The sequence below is a fragment of the Porticoccus sp. GXU_MW_L64 genome (assembly GCF_052983295.1).
This window is the reverse complement of sequence record NZ_JBRKJK010000001.1, coordinates 212,704-229,620: the sequence shown is the minus strand read 5'-3', so window position 1 is coordinate 229,620 and position 16,917 is coordinate 212,704. Positions and strand designations below refer to the sequence as shown.

Here is a 16,917-nt window from a genome sequence, read left to right as displayed (position 1 = left end):
TAATTTTATGAATAATTATATATAACAAAAATAAATTTCCTTGATGTTTGAAGCAGGTCTATAGTCAGTTGTTAGTTTCATGGGCAGTTTAATCGTTGGCAGTGCCTGGTTTTACGGCCCAAGTAACTAACTCAGTGCATGTTTTGTCCGCTTTTTACCAAATACAGAGATGGTAAAAGCGGGGGGTTTCAAAACGTGTTCGGTAGGTTAAAAATTCCTGTTTAAGAGGGGAGTATAATGAAAAAGGTTGCAAGAAATTATTTGTCTGCGTCTATTTCGGCAGTTCTGATGGGTTCGGCGCTTGCGTCGGTATCCGCTGTTGCTGAAGAAGAGAAAAAGGTTAATGTATTGGAGGAGATCGTTGTAGAGGCTCGTCGCCGCGAAGAAAGTCTGCAAGATGTGCCTCTCTCAATTTCGGCAGTATCTGAAAATACACTAAAGAATCGCGGTGTTGACGATATTAAAGATATCTCTGCTTTCTCACCGGGCCTGAATATTGAAGGTGGTGTGGATAATAATACCAGCCGCTTCTTTATTCGTGGTGTGGGTACTGCAACACCAACATTTGGTAACGAGCAGTCGGTTCCTTTGTATATTGATGATATCTATACGCCGCTTGGTATCGGTAGCAATATTGATGTCTTCTCTGTTGATCGTGTAGAAGTTCTGAGTGGTCCTCAGGGTACGCTCTATGGTCGTAACAGCCTGGGTGGTGCGGTAAAAATTTACTCTAAGCAGTTCAGTGATGAAGCTGAGGGTAGTGTTGGTATTACTTTTGGTAGTTTTGGCCAACGTAATATCAAGGGTGAATTTATGACGCCTGTTATCCAAGATAAGCTGTTCTTTGGTGCGGGTTATGCGTCTATTCAGAATGATGGCATCCAACGCAATGTCTTCACCAATACACGTAGCTGGGAAGATGATAAAGAGTTGTATCGCATTCGCCTGGAGGCGCGCCCATCTGATCAGTTGACACTGAAGTATAGCTATGAAGAAAATACCTCTGAAGGTGCGGCTAAGCAGTTACGTCGTCGTCCTGGTACGGGCCCAAGTGTCGATTCTATATTCGGTGAGATTGGCTGGGAAGGGTTTTTGCAAGCTGTGATTGATGGCTACAACGCTGCTGCTACAGACTTGCACGCATTGGGTCTGTCTGGCTTCAGTGCGGCCGACTATCCTTTGTTGCCAGATGCTCCTGCTCAATTTACTAGTATTGCTGATGCTGCCGCTGCTCGTGGTGTTGATCCTAATGATGTGGATAACATTTTCTCTGATGTCACAGGCGATAACACAGTAGAAACTGAAAGTCATTCTTGGTCTGTAAATTTTGCACTTAACGATAATTTGAATTTGAAATATCTGGGTTCAGAGTTTGAAATCTTCAATACTCGTCTACTTGATATCGATGGTTCTGTTGAGGCATATTTCCCAGGTTTTGAGGAATTTGAGTACGAATCCAGCAGTCACGAGTTCCGTTTGGAATACAGTTCGGACAGGTGGGATCTTTCTGCGGGTGTGTATCTGTATGAGGAAGATCACACGGCCTTTCAGAGCTTTCACAACCTCTTTGTCGGTTTTGGGGCGGTTGCAAATATTCAAGCTGCTGTAGATGCTGCGGAGGCAGCAATTAATGCAGGCGAAACTCCCGATCTGAGTGCCATTCCTAATACGCCATTAGCCGCAGTGACAGACCCATTGGGGCAGGTTTCAGGTTTGAACATTCTTGAGTTGCGCCAGAACCTGCGTCAGAACACTGAGTCAACGGCTTTTTATGCAAACTTTGGTTTTCAGGCTACTGAAAAGCTGCGCTTGAGTTTGGGTGTACGTCATACTCAAGATGAAAAAATTGGTGAAACACCTGTTGGTAACAACGATGGTGGTCCAGGGATTATTCTACCTTTCAGTATCTCTCCAGGAACGGGTAATTATGCGCCTGTCGGTGGCATACAGCAGTTTTTTGATGGTGATGATAACCTGTCGCAGTTTGCGCTGGATAACTTTGCTGCCGTGAATGGCGATGTGCCGCGTACTAATGTTGCTCCGCTAAATGAGCGATTTGGAAATCTTGGTACTATTAATGCTGAGTTCGATGAGACAACGATTGAATTCACAGTTGATTATTCGGTTAATGATGACTCTCTGGTTTATGGTTCATACAAACAGGGCTTTCAGAGCGGCATAATTGTACCTATTGATCAAGGTGTTACTTTTACTGACGGAGCTGGGCAAACAGTTACAGTTAACGCTTCGCCTGTGACTTCACCGCAACAGATTGATGCGCTCGAGCTAGGCTTTAAAACAGTAATTAATGATCGCGTTCGTTGGAATAGTGCGGTTTACTATTACGATTGGTCGGATTTGATTTTAATCCAGACGCTGCCAACGCTGCCGGGCGAAGCGACTTTCGGCACTCTGGGTGTTCCTACTAGTAATGCGACTGCTTCCTCCTACGGTGTAGAGACAGATATACAGTGGCTGGTAAATGATAACTTAAGTATCTTTGCTAACCTCGGTTATAACAAGTTCTCGCTGGATTCGGCGAGCAATGTAAATCTGGCAACTGGAGAAGTGACCGATACCACGGCTGACTTTGTTGATGAGTTCCCTGCAGCTACTCCTGAACTCAAGTTTGTGCTTGGTGGAGAATACCGTCATAACCTCTCCAGTGGTGGAGAGTTACGCTGGTGGGCGACGGCTTCTTGGCGTGATGACATTAGCACCAACTCCCAGTCATCCTTCCAAAATGCGGGTATCAACCTGCTGACTGTTGCCCAATTTGAGGAAAGCAGTGATTGGATCAGCCCATCATTCACCAAACTGTCCGCTGGTGTTACCTATACCAATGGCGACTGGCGCGTTGATCTGAGTGGTGACAACTTGCTTGATGAACGCCGTGCTGAGGGGGCTATTAACGCAAGGCCAGGATTTTTCTTCGGAACCCTTGAAAACTACAATAAACCACTGACTTGGGCTCTTTCAGTTTCTCGTGACTTCTAATGAGTTGCTGAGAAACAATCAGTCCTCTAAAAAGGAGGTGCTTCGGCTCCTCCTTTTTTTTGTCGAAATAAATAAGAACCACCGCTACATTAGGCGGGTGGGAAATGCCTTCATTAAAGTAATGATTATTCGGGGTGAGTAGCTATGCTAACAAATGGTATAAAAAGTTCGTCGCTGGTCGCCTATGCATCCCCCACCTTTTGTCTGATGTTTTTGGTGGGCCCTGCTCAAAGTCTGATTCAAGGTGTATATACCCAGCATTTCGGTCTTCAACTTGCTGATCTTGCCAGCATTATTCTTATTTGTCGGCTGTTCGATGCCTTTACTGACCCGGCCATTGGCTTTATTTCAGACCGCACGCGCAACCGTTTGCCCGGTGGCCGTAAATTTATGGTGGTGTTTGGTTCCATCGTTTCCCTGGTTGCGGTGTATTTTCTGTTTATACCCACCAGTACGCCGGTGACACCCGGCTATTTCTTTATCTGGTTTTTGCTCTGTTATCTGGGCTGGACTCTGATTGAAATCCCCCACTTGTCCTGGGGTTCGGAGCTGTCCAAAGATTATAAAGACCGTTCCACGGTGTTTACCTATCGCGCTTTCTTTTACTATCTGGGCTACATCGGCTTTCTGGCGCTGCCGTTCCTGCCGATTTTTGACGAAGAAGGCTATACCCCGCAAACCCTGGTGGTGGCGTTCTGGGTGGTGGCCATTATGTTCCCCATTACGGTATTTTCCGCAGCGCGCTATTGCCCACAGGGTGAGGGGGCATCGGAACATAAAAGAACCAGTGCGCTGCACGCGTTCAAAGCACTGGTGTGGAACAAGCCTCTGCGTGTATTTTCCGTTGTCTTTATTCTGATCGGCCTGGGCATTGGCCTGCAAACCGGTATTGCTTTCCTGTACATCACCAGCTTTCTGGGGCTGGCGGAAAGTGCGCCCATTATCTTTGTGGCCAGCTTCCCCCTGGCCATTATTGCCTTGCCTATTTGGTTGAAAATTTCCAAAACCATTGGCAAGCATTACGGCCTGATGCTGGGCACACTGCTGACGTCTGGAACCTTCTTTATATTGGCGACCCTTACGCCGGGGCCGAATATCTTCTGGACGTTCTTTATTCTCAATGCCGCGATCCACTTTCTGCAAAGCTCCTGGATATCCATTGGCCCATCCATGTTGGGTGATATCATCGACTACGATCAGTCGGTGACCGGTGAAGATAACAGCGCCACGTACTACGCCTTCTTTACGTTTATTCGCAAAGTCTTTGAAGGTGTGGGTGGTGGGCTTGGTTTGTTCATTGCCGCTAAGTACGGCTTTGAGCCGTCTAACTTGGTCATTAACGACGACGTAATTTTCAGTATGCAACTGGTGATGGGTTATCTGCCGGGTATCATATTTATTATTGTGGCTTTGGCCAGCTTTAAATCGCCGATAACGGCCAAGAAGCACAAAGAGATTCTTGAAAAAATTGCCAGCCGTAAAGCGGCCGAACAATAGCAAACATTCAGTAAATTGAGATTGGAGTTGTTTAAGTGAGCGAACAAGTAGAAGGTGCAGCAACATCGGATTGCTGCAATGGCGGTTACTGCGGTAAGAACGGAACCCCAGAATTTACCCAGATGATTCCGGCAGACAAAGCGCTGTCTCCGGAGTGGGTGAAATCTCTGTATGAGCGCGGTGAGCCAAAAACCTACCGCGGCGATGAGCTGAAATACATCGGCATGCCGGTCAGCGGTATTTGTACAGGACAGGTTTATCTGGGTGGTGATGGCCAGTTGTGGCACTGGGACGTGTTCAAAGCCTACGGCGGTTCTGGCGAAATTATTGACCCCCGGGGCTATCACTACAAAGAGCCCGTCTCTGTTAAATCGCCCATGGATCAAGGGTTTGCTCTAAAAATTGAAACCGCTGATGGTGGCTCGCAAGTGCGCAGGCTGGATGCCAGTGGCTTTGCCAATGTCGGTTTTCAAGGCCAATACCCAATTGGTCGTGTTGAATATGGCGATGCTGATGCCCCTGTTACGGTGGTTTTGGAGGCGTATTCACCGTTTATTCCTCTGGATGAAAACAACTCAGGCCTGCCGGCCACGGTTGTTGAATACAGTGTGACCAACACCAGCGACAAACCCATCGAAGTCTCTCTGGCTGGCTGGCTAGAAAATAAGGTTTGTCGCTACGACGACGAAGCCGGCAAAGGCATTCGCCGCAACGACGTGAGCACTAGCGGCAACGCACTGCTGCTGAGTTGTTTTGCCGATCAGGCGGAAGGTGCCGAATGTCCATCCACCCTGGAAGGCTACGGCAATATGACCCTGGCGTTGCTGGACAGCGCCGATTCTGATTTGTCCTGCGCGGTTATCGATAGCGCTGCGGAAACCGTTGAAGCGCAGGTGTTTGAGCAGTTGGAGCAAACTGCGGCGGCTTCTGCATCCCAGCCATTTGGTACAAAAACCGTTGGTGCTTTGGGCCGTACACTTGAATTGGCGCCGGGGGAAACCCAAACCGTTAAATTTGCCATTTCCTGGTACTTTCCCAAATACAGTGGCGGTTACGTGTTCCACTCCACCATGGAAAGCCTGCCGGATCTGGAAAAGCTGCGTCGTCACTACGCCGCACAATTTGAATCCAGCCTGGCGGTGATTGAGTATCTGGCAGAGAACTTTGCCGACCTATCCAGTAAAACGCGTCTGTGGACGGACACCTGGTACGATTCCTCTCTGCCGCACTGGTTTCTCGATCGTATCTTCCTGAATACTTCAACACTGGCTACCCAAACCTGTCACTGGTTTGATACCGGGCGCTTCTGGGCCTGGGAAGGAGTGGATTGTTGTCAGGGTACCTGTCAGCACGTTTGGCAGTACGCGCAAACCATTTCCCGCTTGTTCCCGGCGTTCGAGCGCTCGCTGCGTGAGGATATCGACTTCGGCATTGCTTTCTGTGAAGACGGCTCTATTGAATATCGCGCCGACTGTAATATCGGTGGCGACGTGGATATGAAATCGGAAAACAACGCCGACGCTTTCTTTGCCGCCGATGGTCAACTTGGCACCATCATTCGCGTCTACCGTGAGCACAGCATGTGTGCGGACAGTGGCTTTTTGACGCGCATTTGGCCGAAAGTGAAAAAGTCCATGGAGTTTATGATGACCCTGGACAAAAACGAAGATGGCCTACTGGACGATCCGCAGTTCAATACGCTGGACACCAGTTGGCACGGGGAAATCCCCTGGATTAGCTCCCTGTTCCTGGCCGGTTTGGCCGCCTGTAAGCAAATGGCCACCGAAATGGGCGACAGTGAATTTGCCGAGCGCTGCAACACCCGTCTGGAAGCCGGTCGCAAGAACATCGTCGAGCAACTGTATAACGGCGAATACTTCGTACACCAGCCAGACCCCAGCCGTCCAGAGGCCATGAACCTCACCGAAGGTTGCTACATCGACCAGGTGTTCGGTCAGGGCTACGCTGCACAACTGGGCCTGGAACGCGTGATTCCAGAAGCGGAATCCGTATCGGCGCTGAAATCCCTGTGGAAGTACAACTACACCCCGGACGTTGGCCCTTACCGGGAAAAATTCAAGGAAGTGGAAGGCGGCCGCTGGTACGCCATGCCCGGCGAAGGCGGCCTGCTGATGTGTACCTGGCCGAAAAACGACTGTAACCGCGCTGACTTTGAACAGAAAATCCTCGGCTTGGATGTAACTTCTGAAGGCTACCTCAACGAATGCATGAGTGGCTTTGAGTATCAGGTAGCCTCACACATGATGGCCGAAGGGCTGGTGGAAGAAAGCCTGGCCGTAACTCGCACCATTCACGACCGTTACAACGCTAGAGAACGCAACCCCTGGAACGAAGTGGAATGCTCCGACCACTACAGCCGCGCCATGGCCTGTTACGGCGTGTTCCTCAACGCCTGCGGTTATCACTACCACGGGCCGAAAGGCGAGCTGTCTTTTGCGCCCAGACTGACCCCGGAAAACTTCAAAGCAGCGTTTACTGTCGCTGAAGGCTGGGGCAGCTATTCACAAAGCGCGTCTGATAGTAGTTTCTCTGCTCAGGTGGAGCTGGCTTACGGCTCGCTGGAGCTCAATAAAGTGACATTGCGGGCAGCTGCCAATGGTCGTGATATACAGGCTAGCATCAATGGTTCGGCGGTGGCTTGTGAGGCGAGTGCGGCGGATGGCACAGTAGAAATACGCTTTGCCCAGCCGGTGATACTGGCTGAAGGCGATACGCTGACTATTGCTGCCTGATGAATCAGCGCTGACCGGGCTTTCCTGAGTGTTGGAGTACTTGATAATAATCCGTTAATTTGGCCATTACTTGTTCAAGTTCTTCATCGCTCAGGGGACGCTCGTAGATCAGCAGCCGTGCCATTGTGCATCTTCGATGCCGTTTTGGGTGTCGGCAAAGGCGTGGTGATCATCGTGAACCACCCCCCAGAAGCCTTCGAGTGTCCACCGGTACCTTGTCCGCCATAGGCGTTGGTGTTTCTCAGACTACCAAAAAAGCGTGGGTTTTGCTGGTGGGAGAGGTCTGATTGTAGCGCGCTAATGCACAAAGCCAGGCGTAGCCGCTGCTACTGGTGAGGTGGTCAAAGGCGATTTCGTGAGCGTTCACCAGTTCCTGACGTTTGAATTGAACGGTGGGTAATGCCCCGGTGGCCTGTTCAGGCAGGCCGTTATCCGGGTTATCGCGGCCAACAGGGCTTGGTGCGAAGTTCTGAGCGGCAAAGGCTTTTACCTGATTGGCTCAGCAGGTTACCTGGACTCTACTGTCGGTTTCAACGCCCTTGCGGGGGTTGAGGTCCAGAACCAGTCCGGAGGTGATAATGCCGGGCATACAGTAGGCACTATTCTTTTAAGACAGCAAATTTCAGGGTGTCGGATATTTGTGTGGCGGTTTCCACGAGTCTGGCAGTTGCCACTTCTTTTTCCGATTCCAGCGTCAGATGTTTGATAAAAGGAATTACCAGACTGGCGATGGCGCGGTCGCCGAATGGGTCAAGGATTGGGGCGCAGATGTCGGTGACTCCGGCAATTTTGTTATTGGGGCGAATTTCGTAACCGGTGGCGCGAATTTTCTTCGCCCGACGTTTGTAGACATCGCTGTTAAAGTCATCGTCTTCGAAACTTTTAAAGCGCTCCAGCCATTCGCCCTGCACATCTTCTGGCAGGTAAGCGAACATCACATGGCCTGCCGCTGTGGGAACAATTTGTTCCTGATGGCCCATTCTTACGGAAAAGCCCAGATAGCCCGGTGCCTCCATATTGGCGATGGTGATGATATGTTCGAATTGTGCCACCGCAAGATAGCAGCATTGGTCAGTGGTGGTCGAAAGCTGCCGCATCAATGGCAGGGCAACTTCCTGAAGGCTGCGGTTGGGGGGGTGGTTTATGCCCATTTCAAACAGCTTGATGGTGAGCATAAAACGGTCGGACTCTTCGCGACGATAAATATAGCCTCGCTGCTCCAGCGTTGAGACCATTCTGAATATTTCGCTACGGGTTCTGCCAAGGCTGTTGGCAATATCATTCATTGCCATTGGAGTTTTTTCCTGACACAGAAGTTCAAGAATATCCAGGCCTTTGTCCAGTGCTGGTGTTTTGTATTTTTGTGTTTCCCTGTTTGCCATGACTGCCCCAAAAGTAGTGCGAAAGACGTAATGCTAATTATTTTTTAAATAAAGTTTTTTAAATCAATTAGTTAATGTTTATCTCTGTTTTCTGAATAGAAACCTGAATGGCTGTTTTTCAGAAAATAATTGCTGGGCATGATGCTATCTCAGCGAGCAATTATCCGCTACTGGTCGTGCTACTTCACTGCAAAAATAATATTGACATATGCAAAGTGAAGGTTTAGCTTATCAGTTCATATATGATTTTAATATTCGTATATGAACAAAAATATGACCTAGACAAAGTTCTTGGCCGACTCTTGGCCAAGAACTCTTTTTTAAAACCTTGGGGAGGCGTAATAGTGAATTTAAAAAAAGACAGACTCGGCATGTATGTCGCGCTCATAGCTGCTGGTTCTGCTGGCGTTGTTGCAACCGCCAATGCGGAAGAACAGAAAAAAAGTGCTAATGTGCTGGAGGAGATTGTCGTAGAAGCACGGCGAGTCAAGGAAAGCCTTCAGAAAGTTCCACTGTCAATCAACGCATTTAACGAAGACTTTCTGGTCGATGTTGGTGTTGATGATCTGGATTCCATTCAAACGTTGACTCCTGGCCTGACGGTGGCTGGTGGTTCAGACGGTAATTCTGCCCGCTTTTATATTCGTGGTGTGGGTACTGGTACTCCTTACGTAGGCGTAGAGCCTGCTGTTCCTGTTTACATTGACGATGTATACACGCCATCCGGGTTGGGCACGGCACTTGATCTTTTCTCGCTTGATCGTGTCGAAGTGCTCAAAGGTCCTCAAGGCACCCTTTATGGTCGTAACGCCTTTGGCGGCGCAGTTAAGGTATACAGCAAGAACATTGCAGTTGATGAGGCACAAGGCTATGTGTCTGTGTCTACCGGCACAGAAAGCGCTCGCAACATCAAAGCGGAATTTACTGCCCCTGTTGTTGCCGATAAGTTGTGGTTGAGCGGTGGCTATGCCCACCTGGAACATGACGGCTATCAGCGTTTGACCAGTGGTGCTGAGGGTTGGGCAGAAAATGCTGACATCTACAAGCTGAAAGCGTTGTTCACTCCGACCGACCAGCTGAGCATTACTCTGACTTACGATGAAACCAACAAGCTGGCACCGACCAAGTATTCCAAGCTTACCCAGCAGGGAACCGTTGGTACCTGCTTGGACATCGACCCTGTTAATGGCCCTGACTTTGCCTTCTCTTTTGCGGATTTGTCTGCGTTCTGTCAGCCGTCTATCGGTGGGCCCGAGCTGGTAGGTGCGGAGCCTATTCAAGGCAATACTATTGCAGATATTGACACTATTGAGTCAGATGTAATTGCAGATGCTCTGGTGGAGTTGCAAAGCTTTACCTGGACTTCTGAGTACACATTTAGCGATTCTGCCAGTGTCAAATACATTGGTTCCAGCCGTGACACCCGTCAGGTTCGTGCATTTGATATTGACGGTACAGTAGCGCCTTTCCTGGCTGTGATTCAGGATTTCCGTTTCGATTCAGAGAGTCATGAGATACAGCTGAACCTGGACTACGATAATTTCCGTGTAGTGACTGGTGTGTTCTCCTATGAGGAAAGCTCCAGCGTTCCTACCCTGGACACTCCCAACCAGTTTTTAGGGCAGGGGTCTGAGCTTGTTACCAACTTCCTCGGACAATCTTCCGGTTCAAATCGTGGTGGATTCGCGAATCAGTTCCAGGAACTGGACTCTTTTGCCGTGTACGCCAATGTCAATTTTGACCTGACTGAAAAACTGTCGTTGGGTTTGGGCGCTCGTTATACCGAAGATGAAAAGGTCGCAACGGCCGATGATGGTTTCAGTTTTACCGGCGGTGGTTTTGCTTTTACCGGTAACATCATTCCCGGCGCCATTTCTGAGCCTGTCGGTGTGGATAATGTCACGCCTCTGACACGCTTCTTTGACGTTTCCGATGAGTACAGCGAAACAACAGTAGAAGCAGTTCTGGATTACCAGCTGACAGAAGACAAGCTGTTGTTTGCCTCTTATCGTCAAGGCTTTCAGGGCGGTCAGCTGTCTACCTTCTTTGCTGGTGGTGTTGACGCCGATGGCAATGTAACAGGTACATCTACAGATTCGCAGGTGCTCAATGCCTATGAAACAGGCTTTAAAGGGACATTTCTGGATGGTCGCGCTCAGTTGAATGCGTCTATTTATTACTACGACTTTGAAGACCTGATCGTTGGTGTGAACACTCCGGTAGATACTCTGGTGAGTGCAACCGGCTTTGCCAGCCTGCCAACTAATGCCGGTGGTGCCACATCCAAAGGTATTGATGGCGATTTCCGCTTCCTGATTAATGACAACCTGACTCTGCGTGGCGGCTTTGCATTTATTGACTTCGACATTAAAGAAGTCATCAGCTTTGATGGCGACGGCAACCCGCAAAATATTGCCGATACCTTTATCGACACCTTTTCTGTAACTCCGGAAACCGAATTTAACCTCGGTCTGGATTACGAGACTGATATAGGCGATGGCACTTTGGCGGGTTACTTAAGTGTTCACTATCGTGATGAGATTGGTATTGACAGTCGTGCGGAAAACGAAACTTCCGGTGTCAGCCTGGTGCCTGCTACAGGAATTGAAGCCATCGACTCCAACTGGATCAGCCCTTCGCTGGCTACTGTTAATGCCGGGCTTTCCTATGAAGTGGATGACTGGAAAGTCTGGTTTGCTGGTCGCAACCTTACTGACCAGCGCCGTCCTGTAGCTACAATTTTCAATGTACCTAACGTGGCGGGAACACCCTTTGTATTTGGTGTTAATCAGCAGTTCAACGAACCCAGAACCTGGGAGTTGGGCATTACCCGTAGTTTCTAACAGCTGATCTGGCAGTAACTTTGCCACAAACAAGCACGGAAATTCGCGGTTGGGTTTCCGTGCTTCTTTCTTTGATATTGGCTTTACAGAATGCACTGGCATCAATGGGTATGTATGCCGTTATGTCTGACGCAGGATCCAGGGCTTGTTGCTTCTTTTTTTACACTCTGAGATAGATAGAATAGCTATGAATTGTACAGAAATCGCGAAAGAAAATACCTCCTGCTGTGACACCGGTGGAAGTTGTTCATCCCCGAAAACAAATCTGGCGAAGTTTACCCAGATGATTCCGCAGGAGAAAAACCTGTCCCCTGAGTGGTTGCAATCCCTCTATGAACGTGGTGCGCCAGAGGTGTACTCTGGTGACGACCTGAAATATATCGGTATGCCGGTTAGTGGTATCTGCACAGGCCAGGTTTATCTGAGTGGTGATGGTCGCTTGTGGCACTGGGATGTGTTTAAAGCATATGGTGGTTCTGGAGAGTTGATAGATCCTAGAGGTTATCACTACGCTAACCCGGTAGAAGTCAAATCGCCTCTTGATCAGGGTTTCGCCCTGCGTATTCAGCAGGGAGAACACACACAGGTCAGGCGTCTGGATGCCAGTGGCTTCAGCGACGTGGAGTTTGAGGGTCGTTACCCTATTGGCTATGTGAGTTATAAAGATACGGGTTGCCCAGTTGCTGTAGAGCTGCAGGCGTTTTCTCCATTTACGCCAATGGATGATGATAATTCCGGCTTGCCCGCCACGGTTATGGCCTACCGTTTGAAGAACACCAGCGATAAGCCAGTATCGGTAACCCTGGCAGGCTGGTTGGAAAACAAGGTTTGTCGTTACGACGAAGAAACAGCCTCCGGCGTGCGCCACAACACAGTGGCGGATTCGGGGAGTGCCGTTCGATTAAGCTGCTATGCAGACTCGGAATCGGATCAAGACTTGTCTGAGTTGGACGGTTTTGGAAACATGACTCTCAGCCTGCTGACCAGAGATTATGGTCATTCAGGGTGCGCTCACTTGCGTGGCGATACAGGGTATGACGCCATAGTGGAAACTGTATTTGCCGAATTATTGCCAGAAGTTAATCAGGACGAGAGCCGTCAGCCTTTTGGTACAAAAACCGTAGGTAGTATTGGTTGTGAGTTGACGCTGCAACCCGGCGAAGAAAAAGAAGTGTGTTTTGCTGTTGCCTGGTATTTTCCGGCGTATTGTGGCGGTTATGTCTTCCACTCTACTCTGGAAGATATTCCCGATATTGAATCTTACCGGCGCTATTATTCCACTCAATTCACGTCCAGTGAGGCCGTCACTGAATACGTAGCGGAAAACTATACAGCGCTGGCTGGGAACACGCGGCTTTGGGTGTCCACCTGGTATGACTCAACGTTGCCATACTGGCTGCTAAATCGCACCTTTATAAATACCTCTACCCTGGCTACACAAACCTGCCACCGGTTTGATAACGGTCGCTTTTATGCCTGGGAAGGGGTGGACTGCTGTCCGGGTACCTGCCAACACGTGTGGCACTATGCCCAGGCTGTGGCGCGATTATTTCCGCAACTGGAACGTTCAGTGCGTAAAGACATCGACTATGGAATAGCCTTTGCTAACGATGGCTCCATTGGCTATCGGGCGGAAGCCAGTGATCACAGCGAAGGCGTTAACATGAAGTCGGAAAATAATTCCGATGCGTTTTTTGCCGCCGATGGCCAACTGGGTACTATTATTCGCGTGTACCGCGAGCACAGCATATCCCCCGATAGTGAATTCCTGACGTCTATCTGGCCAAAAGTGAAAAAATCCCTGGAATTTATGATTACACTGGATCCTACAGGTCAGGGCCTGCTGAACGCTCCTCAGTTCAATACTCTGGACGTTACCTGGCACGGCAAAATTCCCTGGATAAGTTCTCTGTATCTGGCTGCTTTGGCTGCGGGCAAAGCGATGGCGGGTGAGATGGAAGACAAAGATTTTGCGCAGACCTGTGACCGCTTGCTGCAGGAAGGCCAGAAACGCATTGTCGATGAACTGTTCAATGGCGAGTACTTTATCCACCAGCCAAACTCTGAATACCCGGAGTCCATGGATCTTACCGAAGGTTGTTATATTGATCAGGTATTCGGTCAGGGTTATGCCATTCAACTGGGGTTGGAACGAGTGGTTCCCAGGGATCAAGCCGTCTCTGCCCTTAAAGCCCTGTGGAAATACAACTACGCGCCGGACGTTGGCCCTTATCGGGAAAACTTCAAAGAAGTAGAAGGTGGACGCTGGTACGCCATGCCCGGTGAAGGTGGCCTGTTAATGTGTACTTGGCCCAGGGAAGATTGCAATCGTGCGGAGTTTGAGCAGACCTTGCTGGGGCTGGATGTGACCTCTGAAGGTTATTTAAACGAATGCATGACTGGCTTTGAGTATCAGGTGGCTTCGCACATGATAGCCGAGGGCTTGATAGAGGAAGGTCTGGCAATAACTCGTACAATCCACGATCGTTATCACCCGTCCAAGCGCAACCCCTGGAATGAAGTGGAATGTTCCGATCACTACAGCCGGGCTATGGCAAGCTACGGAGTGTTTCTGAATCTTTGCGGCTTTACGTATCACGGCCCCAAAGGCCAGATTGGCTTTAATCCTCGACTGACTCCGGAAAACTTCCGGGCGCCCTTTACCGTTTCACTGGGCTGGGGTACGTTTGCACAAACAATCGTGGACGGTCAGCACAACGCAAGCATCCGGTTGAGTTACGGTGAATTGCAGCTGTCTCAAGTGACGCTGACAACAGATAATGGCTCGGACATTGATGATGTTTACGTGTCACTGAATCAGGAGCCACTTACCATTGAGTACACCCATGCGAGCAGCGAATTATCTGTATCGCTGGATAGTAACATCAGGCTTTGTGCCAATGATTGTGTAGATATTCACATCCAATATAAAAAATAAACAGGAAATACATATGCTCCAGTGTGATTGCCGGGAGGGAACCAGTGAATAAGAAGTTGCTGCTGTACGCTCTGCCGGTTTTTTGCCTGGCAATAATGATCGGGCCTGCGGGTAGTATTATTCAGGGGGTATATACCCGAGAATTTGGCCTCAAATTATCAGACATTGCTTTTTTTATTGTTATCTGTCGTTTTTTTGATGCTCTGACGGATCCGGCCATAGGCCTGTTTTCTGACCGAACCCGGAATCGTCGGGGTGGCCGTAAAACCTGGATTGTTGCCGGTACGCTGGTGTCAATTGTGGCCTGTTATTTTCTGTATATCCCCCCGGAAAATGTTACGCCGTTCTATTTCTTTATTGCATTCCTGTTTTGCTATCTAGGTTGGACGCTGATCGAAATCCCTCACCTTGCCTGGGGCAGTGAGTTATCGCGCAGCTATCACGAGCGCACGCGAATTTTTAGTTATCGCATGGGGTTGCTGTTTTTGGGGGCGTTTGCCTTTTTTGCTCTGCCGCTGATTATTGCTGCCTTCGATGTAGTGGTTCACGGCGTTCAATGGTCAGACGCCAGTAAAGAATACGACGGGCGTACACTGGAAGTGGCGTTCTGGGTGCTGCTTGTCCTGTTTCCGTTAACGCTATTTTTCTGCCTTAAATACTGCCCGGCAGGAGAGGTGGTTGAGACGCAAGAACGCCCCAATATGCGCACTACACTGAAAACCCTCAAGTGGAATAAGCCGCTTCAGTTTTTTGTGTTGGCAATGGCCATTTTCTTTATTGGCAACGGTATGCAGGTGGCTGTTGCCTATCTGCATTTAAGTAGTTATTTGGGGTTGGCTGAATCAGCGGCGATTATTTATGTGGTGTGTTTCCCACTGAATATCATATGTATTCCACTGTGGGTTAAGCTGGCAAAGCGCATAGAAAAACATCGAGCTTATGCACTTGGCGCGTTGATGAATACCATTGGTTTCGTTGCCCTTGGTTTTATTGAGCCGGGAGAATCAGCGTTCTATCAGTACTTGATCGTATTTGGCTTTTTGCAAATGGCTCAAGCGGCCTGGTGGGCACTGCCAACCGCCATGCTGGGTGACATTTCCGATTACGGTACATACAAAAGCGGTGTCGAGCAGTCGGCCACTTATTACGCCGTACACACGTTTATGTACAAATCTTTTCAGGGGCTGGGGGGAGCCGTTGCCTTTTCACTGGCAGCCTTGTTCGGGTTTGATCCGTCGCTGGATATGCACGATGCAGAATCTGCGTTTGGTATTAAAGCGGTGATGGGGTTTATTCCCGCAATTTTGACTTTCGCTGTTACTATACTGATTCTGTATTTCCCCATTACTGCCCATCGTCATGGGGTTATCAGGAAATACCTGGATAAACGCCAGTCCCGTCTCCTCGGCAAAGTTGTACCGTGACAATATCAGTTAGTGTTTGCACACAAACTGCATCGGAGCTGGGCGAAGGCCCAGTCTGGCATAATGGTGATTTTTACTGGATAGACATAACCGGTCAGCGCTTGAATAAACGCTCTGCAACCGGGGAGGAGTCCTGTCTGTTGCAAACGCCTTCAATGATTGGTTGTGCGGTTCCTGCGCAGGGTGACAGCTTTTATCTTGGTCTTGAAGACGGTATTTATCATTTTGATGGCCGCAACTGTCAGCCAGCGGGCCATTTCAGGATGGCTGACCCGGCACTGCGTTTTAATGACGGCAAGTGCGATGCCCGCGGTCGCTTCTGGCTCGGTTCTATGGATAAACTCCATGAGCAGGAACCACTGGGCGGCCTGTATGTTGTCGACGCCGGGTTAAATACCACACAAGTGCTCAGTGGTATTACCGTTTCCAATGGGTTGTGCTGGAGTGCGGACGAAAGCTGTTTTTATTACGTGGATTCTCCCACGCGAAACGTCTGCGCATTTGACTACAACCCGGAAACTCTGCAACTGGAAAACCGCAGGTCAATTTTCAGCGTCCCGGAGCCAGCCTACCCTGACGGTATGACCATCGATGATGAGGGTATGCTGTGGCTCGCTCTGTGGGATGGCTATGCGGTATTGCGGATTGATCCATCCGATGGCCAGATTCTTGAAAAAGTGGACGTTCCCTGCCGCAAGGTTACGTCTGTGTGTTTCGGGGGCGCTGATCGGAATGAGCTTTATATCACCACGGCTTCATTGGCAATGGCAGACTCTGACTGGCAGGCGTATCCGAATTCCGGCCGTTGTTTTGTGTGTCAGCCCGGTGTAACCGGGGCCAGGTCCAAGACATTTAACGGGCTGTGTTGAATTCTGTGGCAGCGGGCCTTTACATATTTATTTTTTATTGATATTGATGATAAATAACCATCAATAAAATAAATTTTATGAATACTTGCCGCCTCGCTAAAATTCATATCATGTAATCATCTGCAACATTGCGCCTAGTGCGTCTGTTGTTATAAAACCGTGTCCACCTGTTAGTGATCGTTCGGTGGTACTGGTTTTCATATATGCGTTCTCA

Annotated in this window: 8 protein-coding genes; 7 read left to right on the top strand and 1 reads right to left on the bottom strand. The window is 49.2% G+C overall.

Annotation, left to right across the window (positions count from 1 at the left end; all coding sequences use genetic code 11):
• Positions 1 to 237 precede the first annotated feature (237 nt).
• The 3 genes from ACVBEJ_RS01080 (at position 238) to ACVBEJ_RS01070 (ending at position 7,247) form a co-directional block, all read left to right on the top strand.
• Positions 238 to 2,997 (top strand): TonB-dependent receptor, encoded by a 2,760-nt coding sequence (locus tag ACVBEJ_RS01080; protein ID WP_447127734.1) that lies wholly within the window; start codon positions 238 to 240, stop codon positions 2,995 to 2,997.
• A gap of 144 nt (positions 2,998 to 3,141) precedes the next feature.
• Positions 3,142 to 4,494, top strand: coding sequence for an MFS transporter (locus ACVBEJ_RS01075; protein WP_447127733.1), 1,353 nt, complete (start codon positions 3,142 to 3,144; stop codon positions 4,492 to 4,494).
• A 35-nt stretch (positions 4,495 to 4,529) separates the two neighbouring features.
• Entirely contained in the window at positions 4,530 to 7,247 is a 2,718-nt protein-coding gene (locus ACVBEJ_RS01070; protein WP_447127732.1) for a GH116 family glycosyl-hydrolase, read from the top strand.
• A 599-nt stretch (positions 7,248 to 7,846) separates the two neighbouring features.
• On the opposite strand, the gene ACVBEJ_RS01065 is transcribed toward ACVBEJ_RS01070, so the two are convergent.
• Entirely contained in the window at positions 7,847 to 8,629 is a 783-nt protein-coding gene (locus ACVBEJ_RS01065; RefSeq protein ID WP_447127731.1) for an IclR family transcriptional regulator, read from the bottom strand.
• 344 nt (positions 8,630 to 8,973) lie between these two features.
• Here ACVBEJ_RS01065 and ACVBEJ_RS01060 point away from each other — a divergent pair, with 344 nt between their 5' ends.
• From ACVBEJ_RS01060 to ACVBEJ_RS01045, 4 genes are all read left to right on the top strand, one after another.
• Positions 8,974 to 11,472 (top strand): TonB-dependent receptor, encoded by a 2,499-nt coding sequence (locus ACVBEJ_RS01060; RefSeq protein WP_447127730.1) that lies wholly within the window; start codon positions 8,974 to 8,976, stop codon positions 11,470 to 11,472.
• A 187-nt stretch (positions 11,473 to 11,659) separates the two neighbouring features.
• A complete protein-coding gene (locus ACVBEJ_RS01055; protein ID WP_447127729.1) occupies positions 11,660 to 14,410 on the top strand; it encodes a GH116 family glycosyl hydrolase in 2,751 nt (916 codons plus the stop codon).
• A gap of 44 nt (positions 14,411 to 14,454) precedes the next feature.
• Positions 14,455 to 15,834, top strand: coding sequence for an MFS transporter (locus ACVBEJ_RS01050; RefSeq protein WP_447127728.1), 1,380 nt, complete (start codon positions 14,455 to 14,457; stop codon positions 15,832 to 15,834).
• The gene (locus ACVBEJ_RS01045) at positions 15,831 to 16,703 is read left to right on the top strand and encodes an SMP-30/gluconolactonase/LRE family protein (RefSeq protein ID WP_447127727.1); all 873 of its coding nucleotides are present in this window, start codon (positions 15,831 to 15,833) and stop codon (positions 16,701 to 16,703) included. The genes ACVBEJ_RS01050 and ACVBEJ_RS01045 overlap by 4 nt, the downstream gene beginning before the upstream one ends.
• Positions 16,704 to 16,917 lie beyond the last annotated feature (214 nt).

Excerpts from the sequence above, each read along its gene's own strand:
- ACVBEJ_RS01080 (WP_447127734.1), top strand. The coding sequence starts at position 238 with ATGAAAAAGGTTGCAAGAAATTATTTGTCTGCGTCTATTTCGGCAGTT.
- ACVBEJ_RS01075 (WP_447127733.1), top strand. The coding sequence starts at position 3,142 with ATGCTAACAAATGGTATAAAAAGTTCGTCGCTGGTCGCCTATGCATCC.
- ACVBEJ_RS01065 (WP_447127731.1), bottom strand. The coding sequence starts at position 8,629 with ATGGCAAACAGGGAAACACAAAAATACAAAACACCAGCACTGGACAAA.
- ACVBEJ_RS01055 (WP_447127729.1), top strand. The coding sequence starts at position 11,660 with ATGAATTGTACAGAAATCGCGAAAGAAAATACCTCCTGCTGTGACACC.